This is a genomic window from Streptomyces sp. NBC_01431 (assembly GCF_036231355.1).
Taxonomy (GTDB): Bacteria; Actinomycetota; Actinomycetes; order Streptomycetales; family Streptomycetaceae; genus Streptomyces.
Window position 1 is genome coordinate 6,860,588 of record NZ_CP109496.1, and the last position, 24,960, is coordinate 6,885,547.

A 24,960-nucleotide genomic window follows, 5' to 3' on the forward strand; every position below is an offset into this window, starting at 1 on the left:
GTCCGAAAAGCACCTGGCTGAAGGGCGGAGTTCATGTCGCCGGATTCATCGATACCGAGACCCGGGAGGCAGTTCCCGGACACCCACCGCACCACGGATTCGGTGCCCACCCAGCAACGGGAGGAGTACTGGCGGGCCGCCCTGTCCCAAACGTTCGCCGCGGTCGACATCGCCGTCCCAGAGGTCTGCTCGGGATCCGTCCGAACGTCCCGGCTGGGCCATCTGCGAGTCGCCACGGTGGATGGCGACCCCTTGTGGGTGCGGCGGACTCCGCGGCTGATCGCGCCGGACAAAGACCAGGACCTGATCGTCAAGCTCTTGGTCACCGGCGCCGCCCGAGTCGAGCAGGACGGCCGCGAGGTCCACCTCAAGGCCGGGGAGATCGTCTTCTGCGACATGGCACGCCCGCTGCGCATGACGTTCCCCCACCCCTTCCAGACGAAATCCCTGATCCTGCCTCGGCGGCTGATGGGCCTTGGAGAGTCCGACCTGCACCGGCTCACCGCGACAGCCATCCGCCCCGACACGACGATGGGCTCGCTCCTGTCACCCCTTGTGACCCAGCTCGTGGACACGGCGGCAACGTACCCGTCGACCACCGGTGAGGTACTGGCCCGCCACGTCGTCGACCTCCTCACCGTCCTGGTCGGAGAGCGACTCCACCAGGAGGTGGGTGACACCCCGAGCACAACTCAGGTGCTGTTGACGCGAATTCAGGCATTCATCGACGGGCGCCTCGCCGATCCGGACCTGACGCCGGACGCCATAGCGCGCGCCCACCAGATCTCCGTGCGCTACCTGCACAAGGTTTTTCAGACCGCGGACGTCACCGTCAGCCGGTGGATCCAGCGCCGCCGGCTACAGGAGTGCCGACGTGAGCTCGCCCGTCGGGAGGCGGCGGGCCGGACCATCGCCGCAGTGGCCTGTCAGTGGGGTTTCACAAGCGCCGCCCACTTCAGCCGGGTGTTCCGGGAGGCTTACGGATTGTCCCCCGCCGAGTGGCGGGACTCCGCGGCGCGAGCGCCGCACGTACCTCCGGTGCCGAGTGGCGCGTCAAGCGTGCCGGCGGCCGCAACGGCCTGAGGTGGGAACCAACCGGCCCAGATCCTGAGCTGCCCCTCCTGCCCCTCCTGCCCCTCCTGCCCCTCCTGCCCCTCCTGCCGCTCCTGCCACAGCGGCCCCCCTCGTCGTCAGCAACCGCCGTTGCCGCCTTCCGGCACCCGGCAGCCGGCACCGAAGGGGCGCAGGTACCAGTCGGCATAGGATGAGCGCCGCTCCGGTCGGCGAGCGCGGACTGGGAGGGGCGCGAGTGGCGAGGTCAGGCGGATCGCTGTCCAGAAGCGGTCTGCGCGGCCGAGAGGCCGAGCTCGAAGAGCTGGGCACGCTGATCGCCTCGGTGGACCGCACCGGAAGCAGCGCGCTGGTTCTGGTCCGGGGCGAACCGGGCATCGGCAAGAGCACGCTCCTGGCCGAGGCCGTCGCCAGGGCCAGGGCAGCGGGATTCTCCGTCGGTCTCGGCAAGGCCGATGAGCTGCATCACATCGTGCCGCTGTCGTCGTTGGCGACCTGCGTCCTGCAAGGCGATGAACCGCTGCTGTCCAGTGGGACCCTCGCCGATCTCGCGCGCAGTCACGATCAGCGGATCTGGCTGGTGGAGCGCCTCGCGGAGGCGATCGAAGCCAGAGCCGGCGACGTGCCGGTGCTGATCGCCCTGGACGACGTGCAATGGGCTGACCCGCTGAGCCAGTTCGCCCTGAAGCAGCTTCCGACCCGCCTGCGGACCTCGCCGGTGCTGTGGATGCTGACCGGCCGACAGGGCCACCCCGGGCCTGCGGAGGAGATCGTCGCGGCTGCGCGGGACGAACTCACCACGGTCACCGTGCCCTTGGGCCCACTGTCCGGGGCGGCCATCGGTCAACTGGCCGGCGACACACTGGGGACAGCCGTCGACGCGCGCCTGCGGGATCTGCTCGACGGAGCCGGCGGGAACCCGTTTCTGGCGGTCGAGATGCTCACCGGACTGCGGACCGCCGACGCCTCGGGTGAGTGCGTGCCTCCAGGGCTCGTGGTCGGTGCGCGGGCCAGGCTCGGGTCGCTTCGGCCCGGCACACTGCGTTTCCTTCAGATGGGATCGGTACTGGGACGCAGGTTCGCCTTCCACGACGTCGCCGCGCTCTGCGGCCAACCCCCGGCCACGTTGATCGGGGCGCTCGATGAGGTGGTGCGCGCCGGACTTCTGGAGGACGACGGCGACCATCTGGTCTTCCGCCATGATCTGCTGCGCCAGGCGGTCTACGTCGACATCCCGCCGTCGGCCCGGAAGGCTCTGCACCGAGAAGCCGCCAACCACCTTGTCTCCGCGGGCCACCAGCCGATCGACGCGGTGTCGCACATCCTCAGGGGGGCTGTGCCCGGAGACGAGGAAGCGGTGGCGCTGTTGCGGCGGGCCGCTGACGACGTGCTGCCGGTCACGCCGGGGCTCGCGGCCGACCTCATGACCCGCGCCCTGGAGTTGGTGCCGGCCGCCCGGCCGTTGAGGTTCGTCGTGGGCGAGGAGGCGATCGTCTGCTTGACCCGGGCAGGCAGGAACCGGGAAGCACTGTCGACCGGCGACCGACTGCTGGCCGGCCGCCCGCCCCTGGAGGCGTTGGGCCGGCTACAGGCCGCCCTCGGCGGGACGCTGTGGAACCTGGATCTCGCCGACGAGTTGCGCCGCCGGGCCGAGACGGCCCTCGCGCTCGGGGGAGTCGCCCCGGAGGTCGAGGCGCGGCTGACCGCCCTGCGCGCTCTGGCCCTGTCCCGGAGCCGCGATCTCGTCGCGGCGCGTGAGGCGGGCGAGAAGGCGCTGCGTGCCGCCATCGCGATCGGTGAACGGGAGGCGCACGTCCTTTCGCTGTTCGGGCTCGGTGAGATCGCGCTCAACGCGGGGGAGAACGCCACCGCACTGGAGCGGTTCACCGCGCTCAGCGCCGTCGACTCCGCCTTCCTTCCCGAAGAGATCGTCGCGTACCAGCACTTGGACGACTTCCAGGCCGGCGAACGGCTGCTCCTGCGGGCAGCGGACTATGCCGGGGCACCCCGTCAGGCGATGCTGCTCTGGGCGCACGGTCAGCAGAATCTGGGTCTTGGCAGGCTCGACGACGCCGAAACCGACTTCGTGACCATGGAGCGCCTGGAAGACGACGTACAGGTACCCGTCCAGCAGGTGAACGCCCGCGTGATTCGCTCACGGGTCGCCCTCTGGCGCGGCGACCGGGCAGCGGCGCGGCAGCACCTGGACGCAGCGCGCGAAGGACTGGCGGTCAAACCGAACCCGGGCAACACGGCCGCCGTCCGCTTCCTGGAAGCGGTCGTCGCCGAGGACCACGGGGACATCGGGCTCGCCATCGACAAGATTCGGCAGGTGCAGCAGGAAGGCCCCTTCATGCGCTGGCGGTTGCTGCGCACCTGGGTCGACACCGCGATACGCATCGCCCTGAGAGGTGCGGACCGCGGGCTCGCCGAGGACCTGGCCGGACAGGCCGAAGCCCACGCCGCACGCAACCCGGCCGTACCCACCGCCGCGGGTGTCGCGGCGCAGGCGCTCGGGCTCGTGCACAACGATCTCGCCCTGCTGGAGCGTTCCGTCGACTTGCTCAAGGCGAGCCCTCGTCCGCTGGTCCGGGCCGCCGCCTGCGCCGACCTCGGACAGGCACTCGTGGCAGCAGGCCGCAAACCTGAGGGGGTGGTCGCCCTGACCCACGCCCAGGCCACGTTCGCCGCGTCAGGCGCACACGCCGCGGTGGCACGCGTACAGCACGAGCTGAACGGTGCGGGGGCCGGCAGCCGCAGAACAGCGAGCACGCGGCGCCCGGTCCAGGGATGGGAGGCGCTGACGAACTCGGAGAAGAAGGTCGCGCGCCTCATCGCCGAGGGCCACACCAACCGGTCCGCCGCCGACGCGCTCGTCGTCTCCCCGCACACGGTCAACACTCACCTGACGTCCGTCTTCCGGAAGCTGGCGGTCAACTCCCGGGTTCAGCTTGCCAACATCGTGACGGCCCTGGGCGACGCCTGAGCACGCGTTGGTACGTTCGCGCGATGCCGGTCGTCCCCGAGTGAGCTTGGCTGGTCTACCCAGCTCGTTCGGAGGCCACCCACATGCACCGATACACCCTCGTGCCACCGGTGATCGTGCTCGTCCACGGAGCGTTCACCGACGCGTCGTCCTGGGCGAGGGTCATCGGCCTCCTTCATACGGCGGGACTGACAGTGCGCGCCCCGGCGAACCCATTACGCGGGCTGGCGCAGGACGCCGCCCACATCAGGAGCGTGGTGCGGCACATCGGCGTCCCGGTCGTGCTGGTCGGCCACGGCTACGGTGGCGCGGTCATCACCAATGCCACTTCCGACGCCGACAACGTGGTGGCGGTGTGCTACGTCGCGGGGCTCGGCCTCGACCTCGGGGAGTGCGTCCTGGACGTCACGAGCCGATTTGCCCCGATGCCGGTGTCCGACGCGACCATCACCGTGGCTCTCCCCACTCGGTGCTCCGCCGATCAGGACCGCGAGCTGTACATCCGCGACGAACGGTTCTCGCAGGTGTACGCCACCGACCTGCCGCCCCACGTCAACCAGGTGCTGTCCGTGACGCAACGCCCGATCGCCCAGAACGCGCTGACGGATGGATCGGGCCCGCCGGCATGGGCCTCGAAGCCGTCCTGGTACGCCATCGCGACCGCCGACCGGATGCTCAACCCCACCGCTCAGCGCTTCATGGCTCAGCGCATGGCGGCGACCGAGTACGTGCTGCACGGTTCGCACGCCGTGCTTCTCTCCCAGCCCGGCGCCGTGGCGGCGATGATCCGGGAAGCCGCCGGTCAGAGCCGCTCTGGCCGCGGCGACGGCGGCGGAGTCCGGCATAACTACTAAGTAGTTGATGAGGTAACATCCCCGCTCGACTGGGAAGACGCTGGCATGAACCGCCTCCTCGGCGACGTGCACGCTTGACTTTCACCAGCGGGCTCAGGCTGAACGAGTCGCCATGGGACCCCTTGAGTTCCGCCTTCACCTCCCGAGACCGACACTCCAGCAGCAGGTATCACTCGGGAAGGCACCACCATGACCTCACCGGTCAGACCGTCGGCGCGGCGGATCACCGCGCTCTTCGCAACCATCGCCCTGGTACTGACCGCCACCGGGTGCAGCGGCGAAACCGGATCCGGATCCGCCACAGGCGCGGTGACCTCCATCACCGCGCTCGACTATTACACCGACGCGTCCGAACACGCCCAATGGGGCGAACGGCTCACCGCCTGCGGCAAGACCGCCGGGGTAACGGTCGAGCAGAGAAGCGTTCCCGGGGCGTCCCTCATACCCAAGGTCCTGCAACAGGCGTCGTCGCGGACCCTTCCCGACCTGTTGATGCTGGACAACCCCGACCTGCAGCAGATCGCACAGACCGGCGCGCTGACCCCGCTGGACCAGTACGGCATCGACTCCAGCGGCTTGGCCAAGGGCATCCTGTCAGCCGGCACCTACCAGGGGAAGGTGTACGGACTGGCGCCCACCGTCAGCACGATCGCCCTCGTCTACAACAAGGACATGCTCGCCGAGGCCGGTGTCGCCGTGCCGCGGACCTGGGACGAGCTGGAGACGGCGGCGGCCAAGCTGACCCGCCCGGGGCGCTACGGCATGGCGGTCGACGCGAATGCCACGTTCGAGGGCGCTTGGCAGTTCCTGCCGTTCCTGTGGTCCAACGGCGGGGACGAGAAGCAACTCGACACCCCGCAGGCCGCGCAGGCACTCCAGCTGTGGGTCGACCTGGTCAAGCGCGGATCCATGTCGAAGTCGGTACTGAACTGGACGCAGGCCGATGTCCACGACCAGTTCGTCGCCGGCAAGGCAGCCATGATGATCAACGGCCCCTGGCGGATCAACGCGCTGAACGAAACCAAGAACCTGCATTGGGGGGTGGCTCCCATCCCCGTCCGCCAGATGGGGCAGACCCTTGTCACACCGCTCGGCGGTGAAACGTGGACGGTCCCGCACAGCGCGTCGAAGGCCCGGCAGGAGAAGGCCGCCCAGGTGCTCGCCTGCCTGAACGACTCCACGAACATGCTCGCCCTGGCCAAGCAGTACTTCACCGTGCCTTCCCGCACCGCGGTGGCGTCCCGGTATGTCGAGCAGGTCCCCTCGATGGCTGCCTTCGTCAAGAGCGTTGAGAGCTCCCGCGCCCGCACCGGCGAACTCGGCGTCAAGTGGCCCAAGGCAGCGACCGGCATATACACCGCCATCCAGGCCGCGTTGACGGGCGGGCAGACACCGGAGGAAGCACTCAAGCATGCGCAGCAGATCGCGACCGGTTCCTGACCGGTCTCCGATCCCTTGGAGCAACGGACAAGAAGACCGTGCCGTCGCCGTGGAGACATCCGCCACGGGTGCGGCGGAGAAGGACGAAGCCGCGCCCGGCAGGGCCTGGACCGTGGCCCGTGCGCGCTACTGGGAGCCGATCGCCCAGTGGATGTTCATCGTGCCCGCCGGGGCCTACCTGCTGCTGTTCTTCGGCTATCCGATCGTCAAGAACGTCGTGATGAGCTTCCAGCAGTACACGACGACGACCTTCTACACCGGTGCCGCGCCGTTCGTGGGGCTGCGGAACTACTCGGAGATCCTTTCGTCGGCCCTGTTCTCCAAGGCCCTGCTGACGACGGTCCTGTTCACCGCTGGCTCGATAGCCGGGCAGTTCGTGCTCGGCCTGGCCTTCGCTCTTTTCTTCCACCGCCGATTCCCGCTGGGAGGCGTTCTGCGGTCGCTCCTGTTGCTGCCGTGGCTGCTGCCGCTGGTCGTCTCGGCGACGACGTGGAAGTGGATGCTCGACACCGACACCGGAGTCGTGAACGACGTGCTGCGCGACCTCCATCTCCAGTCGTCCGGCATACCCTGGCTCACCGGCACCTCGCAGGCGCTGGTGTCGGTGATGGTCGTCAACATCTGGGTGGGCATCCCCTTCAACACCACGATCCTGTACTCCGGACTGCAGGAGATCCCGGCGCATCTGTACGAGGCGGCGAAGCTGGACGGCGCCGGTCCAATGGCGTCGTTCCGCCATGTCACCTGGCCACTGCTGCGCCCCGCGGTGAACGTCGTGCTCGTGCTGGGGGCGGTCTACACGGTCAAAGTACTGGACCTCATCCTCGTAGTGACGGGGGGAGGACCGGCCAACGCCACAGAGACCCTGGCCACCCAGTCCTACGAACTGTCCTTCCAGCAGTTCGAGTTCGGGCGCGGCGCCGCGATGAGCAACGTACTCGTCGCCATCTCGCTCACTTTCGCCTTCGTCTATCTGCGCGCCCACCGGCGCGCCCAGCACGCCTGAGAGGGGACCCGGTGAAGCACGCTCCGAACCGTGGCCGGCCGTCCACGATCGTCGGGATCGTCCTGCTCGCGGTGATGCTGTTTCCCGTCTACTGGATGGTGAACGCCTCCCTCCAGCCGGCGGGCAACACGCTGCAAGGAGGCTGGTTCCCCTTCCACCCGGACTTCAGCGGTTACGTCACGGCGCTGCGCGATCAAGGACGCAACCTCGTCACCAGTCTCATCGTGGCCCTGGGCAGCGTGGTGCTCAGCCTCGGGCTCGCCGCACCGGCGGCCTACGCGCTGGCCCATCTCCCCATCCGAGGAACCAACTTCGTCCTCTTCGGGGTCCTGATCACGCAGATGGTGCCGGGCATCGTCGTGGCCAACGCGCTCTACAGCGCCTACAACGACCTGGGACTGCTGAACTCCTACCTCGGACTGATCCTGGCCGACTCCACCGCCGGGGTCCCCTTCGCCATCATCGTCCTGCGGTCGTTCATGCGGGGCATTCCCAGGGAGATCATCGAGGCCGCGCGCGTGGACGGCGCCGGGAGGCTGCGCATCTTCCGCTCCGTGGTGCTCCCGGTGAGCGCGAACTCGTTGATCACTGCCGCCCTCTTCACCTTCCTCTTCACCTGGAGCGACTTCCTTTTCGCCCTCACGCTGACCACCACGGAGACCGTACGGCCGATCACCCTCGGCATCTACGAATACATCGGCGCCCACACGAACCACTGGAACGCCATCATGGCCACCGCGGTGGCGGCGTCCGCCCCGGCGGCTGTGCTGCTCGTCATCGCTCAGCGCTACGTCGCCGCCGGGGCCACCAGCGGAGCCATGAAGTGAGGGGCGGCCCCGTCTCCGTCAGCCGGTCGAAGACCGCGTCGTCGTCGGCCGACTGACCCAGCGGCGCCGCCTGGTGGAGTGCGTTACTGGGCGCGAAGAGCGCCTGCACGGGAATGCCGCTCAGGTGCGCACCAGGGGAGTGTCCACCAGGTGTTCGGCCAGGAACCAGGCTTGCAGTTCGCCGGTACGGATCACCTGTGAGACCAGGAGGTCGTTGGTGCCGTCGTCGCCCAGCTCGCCGGTCCGGGAAGCCGCGTCATGGGCCTGGATCAGGATGGTCTCGTGGGCCTCGAGCAAACGCGAGAGCATGGCCGGGACCTGCTCCACGCCGTCCGGCGGGCGCGGAATCGACGTGATCTCCGCGACGTGCCGAGAATCCCCCAGGGCGACCCCGCCCAGGGTCTGGACCCGTTCGGCGATCGTGTCGACGAGTTCCAGCTGCTCTCCCGCGTGCTTGTCCAGGAGGAGATGCAGTTGGTAGAAGGTCGCGCCCCGCAGGAGCCAGTGGTGCTTCTTGTACAGGCCGTAGAGGATCTGGGTGTCCGCGAGGACCTTGTTCAGGCGCTGGCAGGAGTACATGCGCGCGTCGTGCGACAGGCCGAGCGGGAACTGCTTGACGGTCCCGAACTCCTGGATGACCGCGCTCTTCTGATGCAGCCACGGCTGGCTGCTGGTGGGCTTGGAACTGGTGGTCATGGCGCGCCTCCTGGTGCGGTGCTGTGCGTACGCCGGCCACGCTAGGCGCCGCAGACGGCGGCGAGTTGCCCAGCAGCGCACGCGGCGGCGCCCGTGAGCGCACCGATCGCACGGCCCCTCCCGAGGTGTTCACTCTCGGGCTTACAGCCGTGCGCTCAGGGACTCGCGACGCCGTCCCACCGCCTTAACGTCGGTGCCCGGCGGCACGTTGGACGGCCGTTCGCACAGGGAGGGCATGGGCATGAACGAGCAAGTGGATGTGGTCGTCGTCGGCCTGGGACCAGGCGGCGAATACGTCGCGGGCACACTGGCCGAGGCCGGTCTTGACGTGCTCGGGGTCGAGGCGGGACTCGTCGGAGGCGAATGCCCGTACTGGGGGTGCGTGCCCAGCAAGATGATGATCCGGGCCGGGAACCTGCTGGCCGAGGCGCGGCGTGCGCCCGCCCTCGCGGGACACGTGGACGTGACGCCGGACTGGACGCGGGTCGCCGGACGGGTCCGCGGGGAGGCCACCGACGACTGGAACGACCAGGTGGCGGCCGACCGCCTCACCGCCAAGGGCGGCCGCCTGGTCCGCGGCACGGGACGCCTCGGCGGCCCGCGCCGGGTGACCGTCGGCGACCGCACCTTCGAGGCCCGCCGGGGTGTGGTGCTGGCCACGGGCAGCCGGCCGCGCATTCCCCCGGTGCCCGGACTCGCCGGGACGCCGTACTGGACCAACCGGGAAGCCATGGCCACCAAGGACCTGCCGGCGTCGATGGTCGTCCTCGGCGGGGGTGCCATCGGCGTGGAAGTCGCCCAGGTCTTCGCCCGCTTCACCTGCCGTGTCACCGTAATCGAGGGACAGGAACGGCTGTTGTCCCAGGAGGAGCCGGAAGCGGGGGAGTTCGCCGCGAAAGCCCTGCGGGCCGACGGCGTGACCGTCCTGACCGGGGTGCGGGCCCGTCAAGTGAGCCATGATGGGAGCGAGTTCACCGTTCTGCTCGACGGTTCGGCGGAACCCCTGCGCGCCGAGCGGCTGCTCGTCGCCACCGGACGTCACGTCGAACTCGCCGGACTGGGCGTCGAAACCGTGGGGCTCGATCCGGCGGCCAACTCCGTGCGCACGGACGGGCAGATGCGGGCGGGGGAGGGCTTGTGGGCGGTCGGCGACATCACCGGCCGCGGCGCCTTCACCCATGTGTCGATGTACCAGGCCCAGATCGCCGTCCGCGACATCCTCGGCAGCCCCGGTCCCGACGCCGATTACCGGGCACTGCCCCGTGTCACCTTCACCGATCCCGAGATCGGCGCCGTGGGACTCACCGAGCGACAAGCCCGCGACCGGGGTCTGCGCGTGCGGACCGCGGTGCTGCCCAACGCCTCCTCGACCCGCGGCTGGATCCATGGGCCGGGCGGCGAAGGATTCGTCAAGCTGGTCGAGGACGCCGACCGGGGAGTCCTGGTCGGCGCGACCTCGGCGGGACCGGCCGGGGGCGAGCTGTTGTACGGACTGAACGTGGCCGTCCACGCGCAGGTGCCGGTCGAGCGCCTACGGCACATGATCTACACCTATCCGACGTTCCACCGGGCCGTCGAACCGGCCCTGGCGGCGCTTCGCTGACGGTGCAGGGCAGTCGGGCGCGAGTCGGGCGACGACACCGTCCACACCGTTGGGGCGGTGCTCGGTGCCTGACGGCACCACCGATTCATCGCTCCGCCCGTACCGGATGCTTGCTCATGATCGAGACCCGGTTGAACGCGTTGATGGTGACCGCCACCCAGATCGCCGCGGAGATCTGGTCGTCGGTGAGTACGTCTCGGGCGGTGGCGTAGGCGGATTCCTGTGCGGCGGTGTCGGCCGGCTCGGTCGTCGCCTCCGCCAGTGCGAGCGCCGCCCGTTGGGTGGGAGTGAACAGCTGGGTGTCCCGCCAGGCCGCCAGCACTCCCAGCCGCTGTGTCGTCTCGCCTGCGCGGAGGGCGGCCCGGGTATGCACGTCGAGGCAGTAGGCGCAGCCGTTGATCTGCGACACGCGCAGATTGATCAGCTCCACGGCGGTCCGGTCGAGCCCCGCCTCGGCCGCGACCGCCCGCACCGCTTCCGATGTCTGCACCAGCGCGTGGTGGGCCTTGGGGCTCTGCTTGTCGATGAAGATCCGCCGGACCGCGGACTTCGGCGTGAGGCTGCTCAACCTGGACTCCTTCAGGGGCCGCTTCCGGGTCCCTTTGCTCCGTCGTGCACATGGTGCTGTTGGCGTCGTATGATCGGAACGGTTTTGTTGAATGTGAAACTATCATGCGTCTGAGAGGTGGTTCCGATGAGCAACGTCGAAGCAGGGCCCGTCGAAGTGCGCCGCGGATCCCGGATGGACGGCACACAGTCGGCGCGGGTGGCGCGGGTCGACGTGCTCTCCCCACGTGACGTGCCGCTGGGCGGCCCGCGAGCGATGACCGTGCGGCGCACACTGCCGCAGCGTGCCCGGACCCTGATCGGAGCCTGGTGCTTCGCCGATCACTTCGGCCCCGACGACGTTTCCGAGACGGGCGGGATGGACGTCGCCCCGCATCCGCACACCGGACTGCAGACGGTCAGCTGGCTGTTCAGCGGGGAGATCGAGCACCGCGACAGCCTGGGCAGCCACGCTTTCGTACGGCCCGGTGAGCTGAACCTCATGACCGGCGGGCACGGCATCAGTCACTCGGAGGTCTCCACCCTCCGCACCACCGTCCTGCACGGGGTTCAGCTGTGGGTAGCGCTTCCCGGGGAACACCGCGACACCGAGCGGGACTTCCAGCACTATGTGCCCGAACCGGTGCGCGTCGACGGGGCCGAGATCAGGGTCTTCCTCGGCGCCCTCGGCGGAGCCGCCTCGCCGGTGCCGACTTTCACACCCCTGCTCGGCGCCGAAGTCGTCCTCGAACCGCGTGCGGCGCTCACGCTCTCAGTGAACCCCCGCTTCGAGCACGGTGTCCTCGTCGACCGCGGGGACGTCCGCCTGGCCGACACCCCGTTGCGTACCGCGGAGTTGGGCTACGTCCACCGCGGGACCGACGCGCTGACGCTGTCGAACGAGTCCGACGAGACCGCTCGGATGGTCCTGCTCGGCGGAACGCCGTTCGAGGAGGAGATCGTGATGTGGTGGAACTTCATCGGCCGCAGCCACGAGGACATCGTCCAGGCCCGCGCCGACTGGCAGAACCTGTCCGATCGCTTCGGCGCGGTCGACGGATACCCGGGGGAGCGTCTCGCCGCGCCGGTCCTGCCGAACGCCGTCATCACGCCGCGCGGGAACCCACCCCGGGACTGAACCCTCCCCGCACATCACCCACTTCTGAAAGGCACACCCCATGAGCCAGTCCTCCGCCGCTCCGATCGTCGAGCGGGCAGACGCAAGGCACCGTTACGAGATCTTTGTCGACGGCGAGCGCGCGGGCCTGACCGCGTACCGCGACCACGATGACCAGCGGGTCTTCTACCACACGGAAATCGATGACACCCATGCCGGTCAGGGCCTGGCCGCGCAACTGGTCCAGCAGGCGCTCACCGATGTCCGCGACCTGGGAAAGCGAATCGTGCCCGTGTGCCCCTACGTGGCCAACTACCTGAAGAAGCATGAGGAGTTCGGCGACATCACCGACCCGGTGACGCCCGGCATACAGCGGTGGCTGAAGGCGGAACTGGGCTGACAGCCTCCGTTCCCTCCGCCGCGAAGCCGTGATGAATCCTCTGCAACGCAGGTGTCCGGTGCGATCGGCGGCGGGCCGGTGCGCCGCCGCAACCGATCTCATGCGCGGGCCGGGTTCATGTTCACGGCACCGAGCGCGGCCGCCTCAGGTAGTGGCGCCGCGCTCGGGCTGGATCGCCTGCCGGACCGGGCCCCATCAGTGCGGTGACGCAGCCCGGAATCCCCGCGGCCGGGGATGGTTCCCGCCTCGCTCTTACGCCGGCCGGGCCCAGGCGGCGTCGGTGGTCGCGAGGCGGTGGGTGATCACGGAGGTGGCCGCGAGGAGCAGCAGGGCGAGGCCCAGGGTGAGCACGAGGTGGCCGTGGCGCAGGAGTTGGGCGCCGACGAGAGCTCCGAGGAACATGGCCAGTACGGACAGGATCCGGCGGCCGGGCCGTGGTGCCGCGCCGCCGGCCGGAGTGGAGTCCGCGGCGAGCCCCGTCAAGGTCAGGGTCAGCACAGTGGTGGTGAGGTCCGGGACGCCGAGGCGCCGGGCAACCGCGTTCTGCAGCCCCATGGCGAGCCCGAGGAACACGATCAGCGGGTACTGGACGCCGGTACCGACCCGCCCGTCCGCCACCGCGGCGACCACCACGGCGACCGCGACCAGGACCGTCTGCACGGCTGTCGACGCCCTCAGCAGATATCCGCGGTGGGTGGCGAACCGGCTGCCGAGCCTGCCTCCGGCGAGGGCGCCGACGAGGAAAGCGGCCATCGAGACGACCGAGGCGAGCGCGGACAGGCCCTGGGCGCCCGCGAGCGCGAACCCCAGGAAGACCACGTTGCCGGTCATGTTGGCGACGAAGACATGACCCAGGGCCAGATAGCTCACGGCGTCCACCAGGCCGGTGACCACGGTCAGGATCAGCAAGAGGGGAGGCAGGGGACCGTGACGGTCCCCTCCGGCCGGTTTGAGGGTACGGACCGCGTCACTCAGCAGCCTGTGCATACGACTTCCTTTCCACTGTGGCGCGCGGGCGGTGCAGCACCGCGCGGGTGAGCAGTCCGCTTGCCGGGCCGATCACGATCGCCGCGAGGGCGACCCACACCGGCCAGTGCGTGATTCCCAGTGCTTGGTCGAGGGACCAACGCCCGGCCCCGGTGAGGGCCAAGGCGGCGCAGACGGCTACGAGCACCAACGGGTACTCATAGCCGTCGTGCTGCACCCACAGCCCCTTGGACCACTTGACGGTGCCCGCGACCGTCATCACGCCCATCGCGGCCATGGCGGCCGCCGGCGTGAGCAGTCCGACGGCCAGGAACAGGCCGGCACCGATCTGACTGCCTCCAGCGGCGAGCGCGGTCGGACGACCGCCGCGGAAGCCATCACGGCGGAACTCCTCGGTCCCGCCCGCCAATCCATTGCCTCCGAGCCGGAAGCTCACCTTCTGCACCCCGTGGCCGGCGATGAGCAACCCCACCACCAGCCGGAGGACCAACAGTCCAGCGTCCATCGTGTTCCCGCCTGTTCCTGACTCACATCGTCACTGCTGGGTGAACCGGCGCGATCAGCCGGCGGCGTGAGCTCCGATGACGGCCTGCGCGTAGACCATCCCGAGGCCGTAGGCGCCGCCGTGCTCCTTGACCACGTCGCCCACGGCGGCGTACGTCTCGGTGCGGGCCCAGTCGCGCTGGAGCTCCAGGAGCACCTGCACCCAGGTCACCGGGACCGCTCCGCCCTGCACCATGCGCTGGATCGCATGCTCGTGAGCCTGCGGGCTGACACCACCGGACGCGTCGGTGACCACGTACACCTCATAACCCTGGGCAATGGCGGAGAGCGCGGGCAGCACAACGCAGACCTCGGTCCACAGACCGGCGATGACGAGCTTCTTGCGGCCGGTGGCCTTGACTGCCTCAACGAAGGCGAGGTCCTCCCAGGCGTTCATCGTGCTGCGGTCAATGATCTTCCGATCGGGGAAGACCGCTGCCAGCTGCGGCATGATCGGCCCGGAGAACGATTCGGCGGCCACGGTGCTCAGGACGACGGGGACATCGAACGCCTTGGCCGACTTGGCCAGGCCCACGGTGGAGTTGATGATCGCGGTGCGGTCGCCGCTGCCGGTGCCGAAGAACATCTGCGGCTGGTGGTCCACGAACAGTACGGCGCAGTTGTCGGGGGTCAGCAGGTCGGGGCTGGGAGCCGCGGTGACCTCGTTGATGTTGACCATGAGTGTGACCTCTCTCGGTAAGGGATGGCGCGGACTGCTGCCCGCGCTGTGGGAAAACCCGCCCGGTGGACGGAAGTTGGTGGGTGTCCCGGAAGGGGGCGGCGCAACGGCGTGCCCTCTTCCGGGAGTTCAGAGGACGAAGCAGGGATCGAAGGGGATGTTCACGGCGTCCGCCGTGAGGCCCCGCGCGACGCGCCACTGGCGGTGCTGCTCCGACTCGGCGATGGCCTGGCCGAGCAACTCCGCCTGGTGGGCGCCGGGAAGGCTTGACCGGCGGGACGCCTGGTAGCCGCCGAAGTGCGCCACCGGGCTCCAGGCCGGGCTGACGGGGGGAAGTTCCTCATCGAGCCCCTCGTATTCGGCGGTGGCGTAGACGATGCGGCCGCCGGTCACCGTCAGCAGTGACTCGATGTGTGCGATGTCCGGCTCGGGCACGGCGAAGTAGTCCTCGGACAGGATCGCCAGGTCCCCGTAACACCCGGGCCGGAGTACGCCCTTGACCTCGTCCTCGCCGGTCAGCGCGGCACCGGCGCGGGTGAACATCGCCAGCGCCGTCTGCCGGTCGACGCGGTTCGTCGGCGGGCGGAGTGCCAGATCGCCGACGGTGCGGCCGCTGACGAGCCAGTGCAGGGCGACCCAGGGGTTGTATGTGGAGACCCGGGTGGCATCGGTGCCGGCGCCCACCGTCAGGCCGCGGTCCAGCATGGCCCGGATGGGCGGGGCGTCCGCGGCGGCACCAGGGCCGTAACGGCCTACGAACGCCTCGCCCTGGAAGGACAGGCGGTTCTGCACAGACATCGCGCCGCCGAGGGCGGCGACGCGGTCGAGGCTGTCCGGGGAAGCGGTCTCCGCGTGATCGAACAGCCAGCGGTTCCCGGCCGGAAAGAGCCCTTCCACGGCGAGCTTCTCGAATACCGCGAGATCGCGGCGGATGGTCTCGTCATACGTGGCGTGCAGCCGGAAACCCCACCCGTTCTCCATGAGCAGGCGCACTGCCTTCTCGAACTCCACCTCGTAATCAGGGGAGTGCTCCGGACGCGGCTGGGCGAAGTTCTCGAAATCCGCCGCCGCCCAGGTGAGGTTCTCGCCCGCGCCGTTGAGGCGCAGCCATTCGTCACCGTCCTCGGGACGGGCCATTTCGATCCAGCGGGTCAGATCATCGATCTCCTGGCCCGCAGTCTGCGGAAACAGGTGATAGGCGATACGCAGCGACAATTGTCCTGCCTTGGCCAGCTCGACAACGGTCGCGTAGTTCTCGGGGAAGCTCTGGAATCCTCCGGCGGCGTCGATCGCCGACGTCAGCCCGAACCTGTTCAACTCGCGCAGGAAATGCCGGGTCGACGTCTTCTTGTCCTCGCCCTCCAGCACCGGCGCCCTGGCCAGGGTCGAGTAGAGGATGAGGGCGCTGGGAGCCGCCAGGAGCATGCCCGTCGGTTCCCCGTCCCGGCCCCGGACGATCTGACCGCCCTTGGGGTCGGGTGTGTCCCGGGTGTATCCGGCGGCCTTGAGGGCCGCCCGGTTCAGCACCGCCGACTGGTACAGGTGCAGGACGAACACCGGGGTGTCGGGCGCGGCGGCGTTCAGTTCGGCGACGGTCGGCAGCCGGCGTTCGGCGAACTGCTCGGCCGACCACCCACCCACCACCCGAACCCACTGGCCCTTGGGGGTACGAGCGGCCTGCTCACGCAGCATCGCCAGACCCTGACGCAGGCTGCGCACGCCGTCCCAACGCAGCTCCAGTACGTAGTTGAGGCCCCCACGAATCACGTGCAGGTGGGCGTCGTTGAGGCCGGGGATCACCCGTCGCCCGAGCGCGTCGACCACCTTCGTGCCCGCGCCAATGTGGGGAGCCACGTCCTTGTCGTCACCGACGACGGTGATGACACCGTCGCGGACGGCGATTGCCTGGGCGTGCGGGCGACCCGGGTCGCCGGTGTGGATCTTCGCGTTGCGGACGACGAGGTCTGCGGCATCCTCGACGGCATGCGGAACCAGTCCGCCGATGGGCATGGTTGACATCTCTTGAAACCCCCTCCGGGAAAACGACTTCGATTCACGTCATGGCCGATAGCGGCAGACCTTGGCGATTCAGGCATGCTCGAATGCCGGATTGCTCGAATCGAACCGAGTGAACCCACCGACACTCGTCGTGCCCTGAACGAGGGCAGGCCCCGTGGATGACGGGCCGCGGTCGCATGGCCATCACCCTAGACGCGACTAATGGGCCGTCATGTCCTGGCAGTGCACAGGACTTTGCCTCACTGTGCACTGGTCATCGCGATGTTCTGAATCTCATTGGAGAGGCTCTAAACTAGCTGTGCACTGTGAGGACAGCGGCGGTGCGCCCACGGGCAATTGCCGCCCGGCCCCGGGGTTTAGCGTGCCGAAAGCAGCTTCGGGACATCCTTCGCACCCCGGTCGTATTGCCGGAAGGGCCAACGTCCCCATGACCAATTCAGGAGATTCACATGCCCGACACCGTCAAGCCGGTTCAGCCGGTGCTGGAGCCCGCGGCGGCCGCGTTCGCGGAGGCGACCGCCAATCCGCCGTATCTGTTCGACCTGCCTCCGGCGGAAGGGCGCAAGGCCGTCGACGACGTGCAGTCCGGCGAGATCGAGAAGCCGCAGATCGACGAGGAGTGGATCACCGTCTCGGGCGGTCCGACCGGCAGCGTACGGGCCCGCATCGTCAAGCCCGCGGGCGCGGAGGGAACCCTGCCGGTGATTCTCTACATCCACGGCGCCGGCTGGGTGTTCGGCAACGCCCACACCCACGACCGCCTGGTGCGCGAACTCGCCGTCGGTGCGGGCGCCGCCGTGGTCTTCCCCGAGTACGACCTGTCGCCCGAGGTCCGCTACCCGGTCGCCATCGAGCAGAACTACGCGATCGCCCGGTGGGTGGTCCAGCAGGGCGCCTCCAAGGGCCTGGACGGTACGCGGCTGGCGGTGGCCGGCGACTCGGTGGGCGGCAACATGAGCGCCGCGCTGACCCTGATGGCCAAGGAGCGCGGCGACGTTCCCCTGGTGCAGCAGGTGCTGTTCTACCCGGTCACCGACGCGAGCTTCGACACCGGTTCGTACCACCAGTTCGCCACCGGCTACTTCCTGCGCCGTGACGGTATGCAGTGGTTCTGGGACCAGTACACGACCGACGAGGCGGAGCGCGCCCAGATCACGGCGTCTCCGTTGCGCGCCACCACCGAGCAGCTCACCGGCTTGCCCCCGGCCCTGGTCATCACCGGCGAGGCCGACGTGCTGCGCGACGAGGGCGAGGCGTACGCGGCCAAGCTGCGCGAGGCCGGTGTGGCCGTCACCGCCGTGCGGTTCCAGGGCGTCATCCACGACTTCGTGATGCTCAACGCCCTGCGCGAGACCCACGCCGCCGAAGCCGCCATCACGCTGGCCGTCGCCACCCTGCGCGCCGCCCTTCACACCGCCTGAACCCGAAGAGAGACCCTGACATGACTACCTCCACTCCCACCGTCGTTCTCGTCCACGGCGCCTTCGCCGACGCGGCCAGCTGGTCCGGGGTCATCGCCGAGTTGCAGAGCCACGGCATCCCGGTGATCGCGCCGCCCAACCCGCTGCGCGGACTGGCCTCGGACGCCGCGTACGTCGCCTCCGTGGCCGCCCAGATCGACGGCCCCGTCGTCCTGGTCGGCCACTCGTACGGTGGCGCGCTCATCACCGTGGCCGGAACCACCGAGAACGTCGTCGGTCTGGTCTACGTGGCCGCGTACGTCCTCGAAGAAGGCGAGAGCCTCGGCGAACTCCAGGGCCGGTTCCCCGACAGCCCGCTGGTGAGCAACCTGAAGCAGTGGACGTACCCCGTCGAGGGCGCGGATCCCGCGGTCGAGGTCACCATCACGCCCGACGCCTTCCCGGATGTCTTCGCCGCCGACGTGCCCGCCGACGTCACCAAGGTCCTCGCGGCCGCCCAACGACCGCTGGCCGCCGCGGCGTTCGAGGAGACGGCCGCCGCGGCCGCGTGGAAGACCAAGCCTTCCTGGGCCCTGGTGGCCTGCGCCGACCACGCGATCAACCCCGAGGTCGAGCGGTTCGGCGCCGAGCGGGCCGGGGCGACCATCGTCGAGATTGAGGGTGCCTCGCACGCGGTCGCCGTGTCCCAGCCGAAGCAGGTCGCCGCGCTTGTCCTGGACGCGGTACGCGCCACGAGCTGACCAGGCGGAACAAGCAGCCGCGCGGACGGATTCCCCTGCGTCCGCGCGGCCCCGTGTCGGGTCTCCCGCGATGTATTCGCGAGCAGAGCCACTGAGGCGACTGACCATGGGCACCGCTTGGCCCGCCGCGCTGGTCGGCGAGCGCGGCTCCCCGGACCGCCCCTTCCCCTTGCCTCGTGTTCCGTTCCCGGCCGGCCCGGCCACCTGCCCGGCCAGCACGCCGACATACGGCTCACCGCCGCCGACGGCCACCGGACGGTACGCGGTCACGACCTTGCCGCATCCGCCGACGGCGATGACATCGAACCGGGCGTACACGGCGTGTCCGACGGGAGCCCCCCTCACCTGCCCACGGCCTGGCGCCGGCACCCGACCGGGAGCCGCGCGGCCCGCTCGGCAACGTGGTTCGTCCGCGGCCCGAACAGACCGAGCCGGTGCTCCTGGTGGTCGGCGGCCCCGGCGTCGTCCCGCCGACGCAATGACCCGCATCCGCCGCCGGACAGGGACGCGCAGCCCTTTTCACCCGCTGTACTCCGCGTGCACCCATGACGAGGTCTGGTCCCGTGACCACTTGGCCGCCGGGACCCGCAACTCAACGCCCGCACCCGTACTGATCCAACCGGCCGCGCCCGCATGGAGCCGCCACCGCCACGGGGCGCGGGCTGTCCGGCAGCGTGCTCAGCCGCCGTCGCCCGGCCTGACCGGACTCACTTGAGGAACCGACGCCTTACCCGTGTTGGAGACCTTTCCGCCGGTCCAGCGGACTCTGATCGACTCCGTCTCATCGGGCGGGGTGACGAGCACGGCCGCAGGTGTCACGGTAGTGACGCCGGAGACCGCCGGATTGGTGAAGACCAACGCCGACCACGCACTCGCTCCCGGGGTAAGCGTCACGATCCGTTGCTCCTGCCCGGTGGTCCGCTCGGGGTCCGGTGTGACGGCCTCGCCGGCACTGTTGACGAACGCCACCCCGGGAAATCCGTACACCGTGCAGGTGCGGTGGGAGCCGTTGACCAGGATGATGGCGAAGTTCTCCTGCCCGGCTCCCGGGTGATCCGGGCCGATGGATGCCCGCAGCTCGGAACTGTGGCATCGGGCTGCCGTCGGTGACTGAGGGGCGGACGCGGTCGGCGTCGGTGTCGGCCCGCCCGACGAGTCGGCGGTGCCGCCGTTGGCGGTCCCCGAGCTGGCGGCCGACGACGGGTTTGCGGAGTTGCTCGGAGCCGGGCTGCCGTCCGTGGCGCTGCCTGTGCCGGTGCTCGTACAACCAGCCAGCGCGGTTGCCAGCGCGGCGCAGCAGGCGAGTGTGGCGGACACGGTTCTACGGTGCGTCATCTTCTGCCTTCCTCGGTGTGCCGGATGGGCCGGCCTGCGCGCCCCCGGTATCGGCCCGCGTGGTCTTTGCCAGGGGGCGGGGGCGAGGATCGGGTCCTCACCCCCGGCAGGAGCGGGGTTGAGCAGGTTGTGGTTGGCGGAACGCGACCTGCCGCGCGCCGCACGAACGCCGGGGCAGTTCGGCCGTCCTCTACGTTCTACGGCCTAGTGACGCCGTAGGAGGTACTTCTCTGCCCGGACAGCACGAGTTGGCGGTGCTGGTTGTGAACGGTGGCCGCGGTGACCACGATGCCGTTGCCGTCCTTCGGCTCCAGGCCGGTGATGGTGAGCGCCGGGTAGAGGGTGTCGCCGGAGTGCACCTCGGCCAGGAAGGTGTACGACACTTCGAGGAATCTGATGAACACCTCACCGATGAAGTGCGGGAACAGGGTGGCCCCGGTGCGGTGAAGGCCAGTACTTGGAGGCCGTGTACCACCGGCGCGGAGTGTCCGTGTTTGCGCGCCCATTCGGCGTCGTAGTGCACCGGGTGATTGTCCGCGGACACCGTCTGGAAAGCCGCGGCATGCCCGTCCGTCAGGGTGCGGCTGGGAGCCCGGAAGACCTCGCCGATGCGCAGGTCCTCGAACGTCCTGGCCGGGACGACCAGGGACGCGTCGGGGTCGAACTCGGCCGATTCGGCGGCTGTCTGTGTCTCTGTGTGCCGCTTCCCCATGACATGGTCCTCTCCGCTCGCTTCTTCGTGTGTTCGGCTCTCCAGCGACGTGCCCGTCCGTGCCCTCGACGGCTTCGAAGACAGCCGCTGCGGCCCATGTCCGGTGTCCGGCCCGCGCGGTATCGGCGGGTACCGCCTGGGGCTGGCTCTATTCGCCGGCCCTGATCTGGGCTGGTCCGGTGCCCGGCCCGCGCGGTATTGACGGGTACCGCCCAGGGTGGGCCCTATTCGCCGGCCCTGATCCGGGCGGCGAGGAGGTTGGGGTCGTTGTTGGTCGAGTAGGCGCCGTTGGCGATGTAAACCGTGGTGCCGTGTACGGCGAGTGAGGTCGGGTTCTCAAGCCCGTTGGCGGCGGTCAGCACTGTGGTGTGGCTGCCGTCCGGCTTGACCAGGGCGACCTCGTTGTCCGCGTTGATCGCGGCCAGCAGGGTGTCACCGGCGCCGGTGAACGCGATGTCGTCGATGTTGACGAGGCCGTTGGCTCGGGTCTCGACGGGACCGGCGGTGCCGTGGCACGTGATCGGGATGCGCAACACGGTGCCCTTGTCCAGGTTGGACACCCAGACCGCGCCCTTGTGGATCTTGATGCCGTTGGCTCCCAGGAAGCCGGTGGCTTCCAGTTCGGGGGCGGCGGCCCACTTGGTGGGCGTGCCCCCAGTGGCCGGCACCCGCCAGACCGTGCCAAGGACCGAGTCGGCCATGTACAGCAGGCCGCTCTGCTGGTCGAGGGCAAGACCGTTGGGCAGGCTGTCGGCCGGGAGCCCGGCGATGCGCTCCGGGGTACCGCCCGGACGCAGGCGCCACAGGCCGGTCAGGTCGCTGCCGGTGGCGTACAGGAAGTACAGCGTTCCGTCGGGTGCGCGGACGATCCCGCCGAGGAACGGTGAGGTGAGGACAGGGGTCTTGGCGCCGGCCGGGGGCGCCGGCAGGGTCGCCAGGACATGTACGTGACCATCGGGGCCGACCCGGGCGACCTGGCGGCTGAAGGCGAAGGTGACGTCGGCGCCGCCGCCGGGTTCCAGGGTTATGTTCTCCGGCCGCTGTCCCTCGGCCATGTTCAGATGCGACACGAAGTGGACGTGCGATACGGGGGCGGTGGCCGCGGTGGCGTGGCCTGCGGCAGTCATGGCGAGGGCCGCCACCACGGCCAGGAGGCCGGTCCGCTTGCCCTTCATGGTTCTTGACATGTTTTTCTCGTCCATTGTGTTGCTTCGTACTCGGCGATACATGTGCGTCTTCCTGGTTGCAGGGGGCGCGGCAGGGCGCGGCGCCAAGCGGGCGATTGATCGGATATCGGATGGGGGCCGGGACGGAGAAGAGGAGTTTCCCGGCGCGACCGCCCCGCAGCTACCGACGACCGGGCGTCCGGTACGCCAGGCACCCGGCGGGAGGATCTGGTCCCTCTGCTGAGTCCTCCCAAGGTGCTGCACTCCTCACCATTGATGGCGGAGGTCAGGTCCAGATCGTCGGGGGTGGTGAACCCGTCCCAAGTGCCCAGCCAGGGGCCCATCGGTGCGAAGCTCCGACAGGGCTCGCCGAGGTTGAACCGGGGAGGCGGCGGCCCGGCCATCTGGACAAAACGCTCGGAGACGTCCTGGCCCACCTGGCCTTTCGTGGCGCGCGGTTTGCCGTTGGTTCCTCACTCGCTCCCGTCCATGAGCCCGGCGACGAGGCGGTCCAGGTCGATGTGGAGTTCCTCCGTGCCGGGTGCCACCACCAGGTGGGTCGCCTCCAGAAAGGCGGTGACCGCCGACACCGCGATCTCCAGCAGTGCCACTCCGGCTGGTGATCTCAGGACGATGCGCACAGAGCCCCGATGGCCGCGACGAGGCGGTCTCACCAGTACGTCTCCGAGACCCCTCGGTCGGCGCAGGCCCTCCGACAGGAGGCTGCGGGCGAAGACCCAGTCGACCGTGCCGGTCGACGGCACGCCGAGTGACAGGCATACGGCGTAGGGGTCAGTGCTGTCGTAGCGCAGCGTCGCCGGCACAGATACCGGTCGTCCTTCCGGGACGCCGGCGCGCACCATTACCTCGTGCATGACCGGGAGCCCGGCTGCTGCACCGGAAGAAGACTGATTCACTACATCCCCCGATCGCTGGATTTCTAGAGGCAGGCCGTGTGAATGACCGTAAAGCCTGCGAATAGGAGCACCGTGCCGAGGAATGCACGAGATGTTGCCTGAGAGAGCACGGCACGCGGATTCTCGCGATGGTCAAGGCTCTGTCATGGCGGGCTCAGCCGAAGCGCAGAGCGGCTGAGCGATCTGCCCCGAGCGCCCGCAACTCGCGGCGCCCTGGGAACGGCAGGTCGACGGTCGGCATCCTCCGCGCGCACTCGTTGCCCAGGAGCGAGGGTTCCAACTTCGGGCGAGGTGGCGACAGATCCAGGGCGGGACGAAGGGAGTGGAGGGCGCGCGTCGGTCCCGGCGCCAGATGGCTGATGGGGGCCTTCTGCTCGCGCGGCCTGTTCATTGCCTCTCCCACCGCCGCCGGGTCGGACCGGCCACCGTCACCACGACGACCAGACCTGCCAGCACCAGCCCGGCGGCGAGGGCCGGCGCCGGTGAGAGCGCGGCCGTCAGGATGAGGACAACGGCGGCGGGAAACGGAAGTTGTTCGACCCGGGACGTTCGGTGAGGGCGGACGTGTACGGCCCACGCGCTGATCAGGAAGATCGCCGCAGGAAGGGTGACCGCGGCACCGGCCACCAGTGGTGGGACATGGGTGCGGCCCGTGATGTGGTCCGCGTACACCGCGAGACCGGCTCCCTCGGCGGCCGCCGCCGCGAAGATCAGGTAGTGACCGTAAGCCCAGGTGAATCTCTTGTGGTGCGCCTGGTGCGTCGTGGCGAGAAGGATGTGCGCCGGCCGCGCGAAGTACAGCCACCACATGGCGAAGACCATGAGCAGGCCCCCTGCCGCCAGTGCGTACAGCGCACCGGCGTCGTGATTTTGGTCGAAGGCGCTGCGGACCGCTGCCGTCGCGGCCGCGACGGACTCCCCGAGCACGATGAGAGTGAAGAGTTCGTAGCGCTCGGCGATGTGGTGCGGATGCCACGGTGTCATCCCAGCAGCCTGGGCCCATACGGGGACGGAGAGTTCGGCAATGATCATCACGATGATGCCAGCGAGTTGAGCCGAGACCGGGACGAAGAGCAGCCCGATCCAGCCGACCTGACAAACCGTCACCCCGGTCGCGAAGCGAAGAGCGGTGCGCCGCCGACCGGTGTCCGACCGTGCGGCACGCAGCCACAGTGCGGCCAGGGCTGTGCGCAGCAGCACGTATCCCAGGGTGATGACGCGCAAATCGCCTTCCTGGAAGGCTCGGGCGACTCCAGCGGCCAGCACGAGAGAGCCCGTGATCTGAACCAGCACCGCCAACCGGTAGGGCACGTCGTCCGGGTCGTAGGCGGAAGCGAGCCACGTGAAGTTCATCCACGCCCACCAGATGGTGAAGAACACCAGCGCGAAACGCAGGGAGCCAGTGACGCAGTGGCCGTCGGACACCGCCTCGCGCAGGCTTGCGGACGCCTGTGACACCGCGATGACGAAGCAGAGGTCGAAGAGGAGTTCCAGCGGGGTGGCGGTCCTGTGCGGTTCGCGGGGGTCGCGGCCCGGCATCGTGATGCTCGGCCCCCGGTTCCGGCGAAGCACCTGATAGACGAGTCGGCTCAACGAAAGGCTCCGGGAACGGCTTCCACGCTCGGTGGAAGGTCGAATGTGTGCAGATCAGGTGTGTAGATCAGGTGCTGGAGGCGTGTGACGGGCACGATCCATCGGTCTGATCGCTCGCTGTCACCGTTCTCCTCATTGCTATTCGGACGGAAGTCAGCCGATTCCCCAGACGTCGGCTCCGCAGGCCGACGCTAGGTCGGCTGAGCGCCGGGACGTGCCCACCAGCGCACGGCTGCTTGCCCAGGAAGGAACACCATGAACGGCCGCTCCCTCAGTACGCTGCCGAGCCTCACGGCATGCGC

General features: G+C 69.3%; 23 protein-coding genes and 1 pseudogene. 11 read left to right on the forward strand and 13 right to left on the reverse strand.

The features are described 5' to 3' along the window. Positions 1-102: 102 nt before the first annotated feature. The 6 genes from OG522_RS31360 to OG522_RS31385 all read left to right on the forward strand — a co-directional run bounded on the left by OG522_RS31360 (position 103) and on the right by OG522_RS31385 (position 8,184). Complete coding sequence (locus OG522_RS31360) at positions 103-1,083, forward strand: helix-turn-helix domain-containing protein (protein ID WP_329466402.1); 981 nt, start codon at positions 103-105, stop codon at positions 1,081-1,083. 226 nt (positions 1,084-1,309) lie between these two features. Beyond that, a complete protein-coding gene (locus OG522_RS31365; protein WP_329466403.1) occupies positions 1,310-4,057 on the forward strand; it encodes an ATP-binding protein in 2,748 nt (915 codons plus the stop codon). Between the two features lie 83 nt (positions 4,058-4,140). After that, positions 4,141-4,911 (forward strand): alpha/beta fold hydrolase, encoded by a 771-nt coding sequence (locus tag OG522_RS31370; RefSeq protein WP_329466404.1) that lies wholly within the window; start codon positions 4,141-4,143, stop codon positions 4,909-4,911. Between the two features lie 189 nt (positions 4,912-5,100). Further along, positions 5,101-6,351, forward strand: coding sequence for a sugar ABC transporter substrate-binding protein (locus tag OG522_RS31375; RefSeq protein ID WP_329466405.1), 1,251 nt, complete (start codon positions 5,101-5,103; stop codon positions 6,349-6,351). 112 nt (positions 6,352-6,463) lie between these two features. Continuing rightward, the gene (locus tag OG522_RS31380) at positions 6,464-7,357 is read left to right on the forward strand and encodes a carbohydrate ABC transporter permease (protein ID WP_443074851.1); all 894 of its coding nucleotides are present in this window, start codon (positions 6,464-6,466) and stop codon (positions 7,355-7,357) included. An 11-nt stretch (positions 7,358-7,368) separates the two neighbouring features. Beyond that, positions 7,369-8,184, forward strand: a complete 816-nt coding sequence (locus OG522_RS31385; protein ID WP_329466406.1) for a carbohydrate ABC transporter permease — start codon at positions 7,369-7,371, stop codon at positions 8,182-8,184. 120 nt (positions 8,185-8,304) lie between these two features. On the opposite strand, the gene OG522_RS31390 is transcribed toward OG522_RS31385, so the two are convergent. Next, positions 8,305-8,880: a Dps family protein gene (locus OG522_RS31390; protein ID WP_329466407.1), complete on the reverse strand. Its 576-nt coding sequence runs from the start codon at positions 8,878-8,880 to the stop codon at positions 8,305-8,307. 241 nt (positions 8,881-9,121) lie between these two features. Here OG522_RS31390 and OG522_RS31395 point away from each other — a divergent pair, with 241 nt between their 5' ends. Then, complete coding sequence (locus OG522_RS31395; RefSeq protein WP_329466408.1) at positions 9,122-10,483, forward strand: dihydrolipoyl dehydrogenase family protein; 1,362 nt, start codon at positions 9,122-9,124, stop codon at positions 10,481-10,483. 85 nt (positions 10,484-10,568) lie between these two features. Here OG522_RS31395 and OG522_RS31400 read toward each other — a convergent pair whose 3' ends face one another. Next, positions 10,569-11,051 carry a carboxymuconolactone decarboxylase family protein gene (locus OG522_RS31400; RefSeq protein WP_329466409.1) on the reverse strand — a complete coding sequence of 161 codons (483 nt, stop codon included), beginning with the start codon at positions 11,049-11,051 and terminating at the stop codon, positions 10,569-10,571. 126 nt (positions 11,052-11,177) lie between these two features. Between OG522_RS31400 and OG522_RS31405 the strand changes: the two genes are divergently transcribed. Together OG522_RS31405 and OG522_RS31410 are read left to right on the forward strand one after the other, a co-directional pair. Next, entirely contained in the window at positions 11,178-12,167 is a 990-nt protein-coding gene (locus OG522_RS31405) for a pirin family protein (RefSeq protein WP_329466410.1), read from the forward strand. Positions 12,168-12,207: 40 nt separating this feature from the next. Continuing rightward, complete coding sequence (locus OG522_RS31410) at positions 12,208-12,546, forward strand: GNAT family N-acetyltransferase (RefSeq protein WP_329466411.1); 339 nt, start codon at positions 12,208-12,210, stop codon at positions 12,544-12,546. A 252-nt stretch (positions 12,547-12,798) separates the two neighbouring features. Here OG522_RS31410 and OG522_RS31415 read toward each other — a convergent pair whose 3' ends face one another. From OG522_RS31415 to OG522_RS31430, 4 genes are all read right to left on the reverse strand, one after another. After that, positions 12,799-13,533: a YoaK family protein gene (locus OG522_RS31415; protein WP_329466412.1), complete on the reverse strand. Its 735-nt coding sequence runs from the start codon at positions 13,531-13,533 to the stop codon at positions 12,799-12,801. Next, complete coding sequence (locus OG522_RS31420; RefSeq protein WP_329466413.1) at positions 13,514-14,038, reverse strand: DoxX family protein; 525 nt, start codon at positions 14,036-14,038, stop codon at positions 13,514-13,516. Before OG522_RS31420 ends, OG522_RS31415 begins: the two co-directional genes overlap by 20 nt. A 54-nt stretch (positions 14,039-14,092) precedes the next feature. Next, positions 14,093-14,755 (reverse strand): hydrolase, encoded by a 663-nt coding sequence (locus OG522_RS31425; RefSeq protein WP_329466414.1) that lies wholly within the window; start codon positions 14,753-14,755, stop codon positions 14,093-14,095. 129 nt (positions 14,756-14,884) lie between these two features. Next, entirely contained in the window at positions 14,885-16,774 is a 1,890-nt protein-coding gene (locus tag OG522_RS31430; RefSeq protein ID WP_329466415.1) for an amidohydrolase, read from the reverse strand. Positions 16,775-17,223: 449 nt separating this feature from the next. Between OG522_RS31430 and OG522_RS31435 the strand changes: the two genes are divergently transcribed. Then, positions 17,224-18,195 carry an alpha/beta hydrolase gene (locus OG522_RS31435; RefSeq protein WP_329466416.1) on the forward strand — a complete coding sequence of 324 codons (972 nt, stop codon included), beginning with the start codon at positions 17,224-17,226 and terminating at the stop codon, positions 18,193-18,195. A 20-nt stretch (positions 18,196-18,215) separates the two neighbouring features. After that, the gene (locus tag OG522_RS31440; RefSeq protein WP_329466417.1) at positions 18,216-18,935 is read left to right on the forward strand and encodes an alpha/beta fold hydrolase; all 720 of its coding nucleotides are present in this window, start codon (positions 18,216-18,218) and stop codon (positions 18,933-18,935) included. 678 nt (positions 18,936-19,613) lie between these two features. Here the strand turns inward: OG522_RS31440 and OG522_RS31445 are convergent. From OG522_RS31445 to OG522_RS31475, 7 genes and pseudogenes are all read right to left on the reverse strand, one after another. Continuing rightward, on the reverse strand, positions 19,614-20,252 hold the full coding sequence (locus OG522_RS31445) for a DUF4232 domain-containing protein (protein WP_329466418.1): 639 nt from the start codon (positions 20,250-20,252) through the stop codon (positions 19,614-19,616). Between the two features lie 215 nt (positions 20,253-20,467). Continuing rightward, positions 20,468-20,674, reverse strand: a complete 207-nt coding sequence (locus OG522_RS31450) for a hypothetical protein (RefSeq protein WP_329467899.1) — start codon at positions 20,672-20,674, stop codon at positions 20,468-20,470. 98 nt (positions 20,675-20,772) lie between these two features. After that, positions 20,773-20,982, reverse strand: a pseudogene (locus tag OG522_RS31455) (hypothetical protein); the annotation flags it as partial. 224 nt (positions 20,983-21,206) lie between these two features. Further along, entirely contained in the window at positions 21,207-22,169 is a 963-nt protein-coding gene (locus OG522_RS31460; RefSeq protein WP_329466419.1) for a hypothetical protein, read from the reverse strand. After that, positions 22,154-22,585: a fumarylacetoacetate hydrolase family protein gene (locus OG522_RS31465; protein WP_329466420.1), complete on the reverse strand. Its 432-nt coding sequence runs from the start codon at positions 22,583-22,585 to the stop codon at positions 22,154-22,156. The genes OG522_RS31460 and OG522_RS31465 overlap by 16 nt, the downstream gene beginning before the upstream one ends. Positions 22,586-22,621: 36 nt before the next feature. Beyond that, positions 22,622-22,972 carry an SsgA family sporulation/cell division regulator gene (locus tag OG522_RS31470; RefSeq protein ID WP_329466421.1) on the reverse strand — a complete coding sequence of 117 codons (351 nt, stop codon included), beginning with the start codon at positions 22,970-22,972 and terminating at the stop codon, positions 22,622-22,624. Between the two features lie 480 nt (positions 22,973-23,452). Beyond that, a complete protein-coding gene (locus OG522_RS31475; RefSeq protein ID WP_329466422.1) occupies positions 23,453-24,658 on the reverse strand; it encodes a low temperature requirement protein A in 1,206 nt (401 codons plus the stop codon). Between the last annotated feature and the right edge of the window lie 302 nt (positions 24,659-24,960).

Bases quoted from the DNA above. Each gene is read 5' to 3' on its own strand.
- OG522_RS31370 (WP_329466404.1), top strand. From the start codon at position 4,141: ATGCACCGATACACCCTCGTGCCACCGGTGATCGTGCTCGTCCACGGA.
- OG522_RS31375 (WP_329466405.1), top strand. From the start codon at position 5,101: ATGACCTCACCGGTCAGACCGTCGGCGCGGCGGATCACCGCGCTCTTC.
- OG522_RS31390 (WP_329466407.1), bottom strand. From the start codon at position 8,880: ATGACCACCAGTTCCAAGCCCACCAGCAGCCAGCCGTGGCTGCATCAG.
- OG522_RS31395 (WP_329466408.1), top strand. From the start codon at position 9,122: ATGAACGAGCAAGTGGATGTGGTCGTCGTCGGCCTGGGACCAGGCGGC.
- OG522_RS31405 (WP_329466410.1), top strand. From the start codon at position 11,178: ATGAGCAACGTCGAAGCAGGGCCCGTCGAAGTGCGCCGCGGATCCCGG.
- OG522_RS31410 (WP_329466411.1), top strand. From the start codon at position 12,208: ATGAGCCAGTCCTCCGCCGCTCCGATCGTCGAGCGGGCAGACGCAAGG.
- OG522_RS31415 (WP_329466412.1), bottom strand. From the start codon at position 13,533: ATGCACAGGCTGCTGAGTGACGCGGTCCGTACCCTCAAACCGGCCGGA.
- OG522_RS31420 (WP_329466413.1), bottom strand. From the start codon at position 14,038: ATGGACGCTGGACTGTTGGTCCTCCGGCTGGTGGTGGGGTTGCTCATC.
- OG522_RS31425 (WP_329466414.1), bottom strand. From the start codon at position 14,755: ATGGTCAACATCAACGAGGTCACCGCGGCTCCCAGCCCCGACCTGCTG.
- OG522_RS31430 (WP_329466415.1), bottom strand. From the start codon at position 16,774: ATGTCAACCATGCCCATCGGCGGACTGGTTCCGCATGCCGTCGAGGAT.
- OG522_RS31435 (WP_329466416.1), top strand. From the start codon at position 17,224: ATGCCCGACACCGTCAAGCCGGTTCAGCCGGTGCTGGAGCCCGCGGCG.
- OG522_RS31440 (WP_329466417.1), top strand. From the start codon at position 18,216: ATGACTACCTCCACTCCCACCGTCGTTCTCGTCCACGGCGCCTTCGCC.
- OG522_RS31460 (WP_329466419.1), bottom strand. From the start codon at position 22,169: ATGTCAAGAACCATGAAGGGCAAGCGGACCGGCCTCCTGGCCGTGGTG.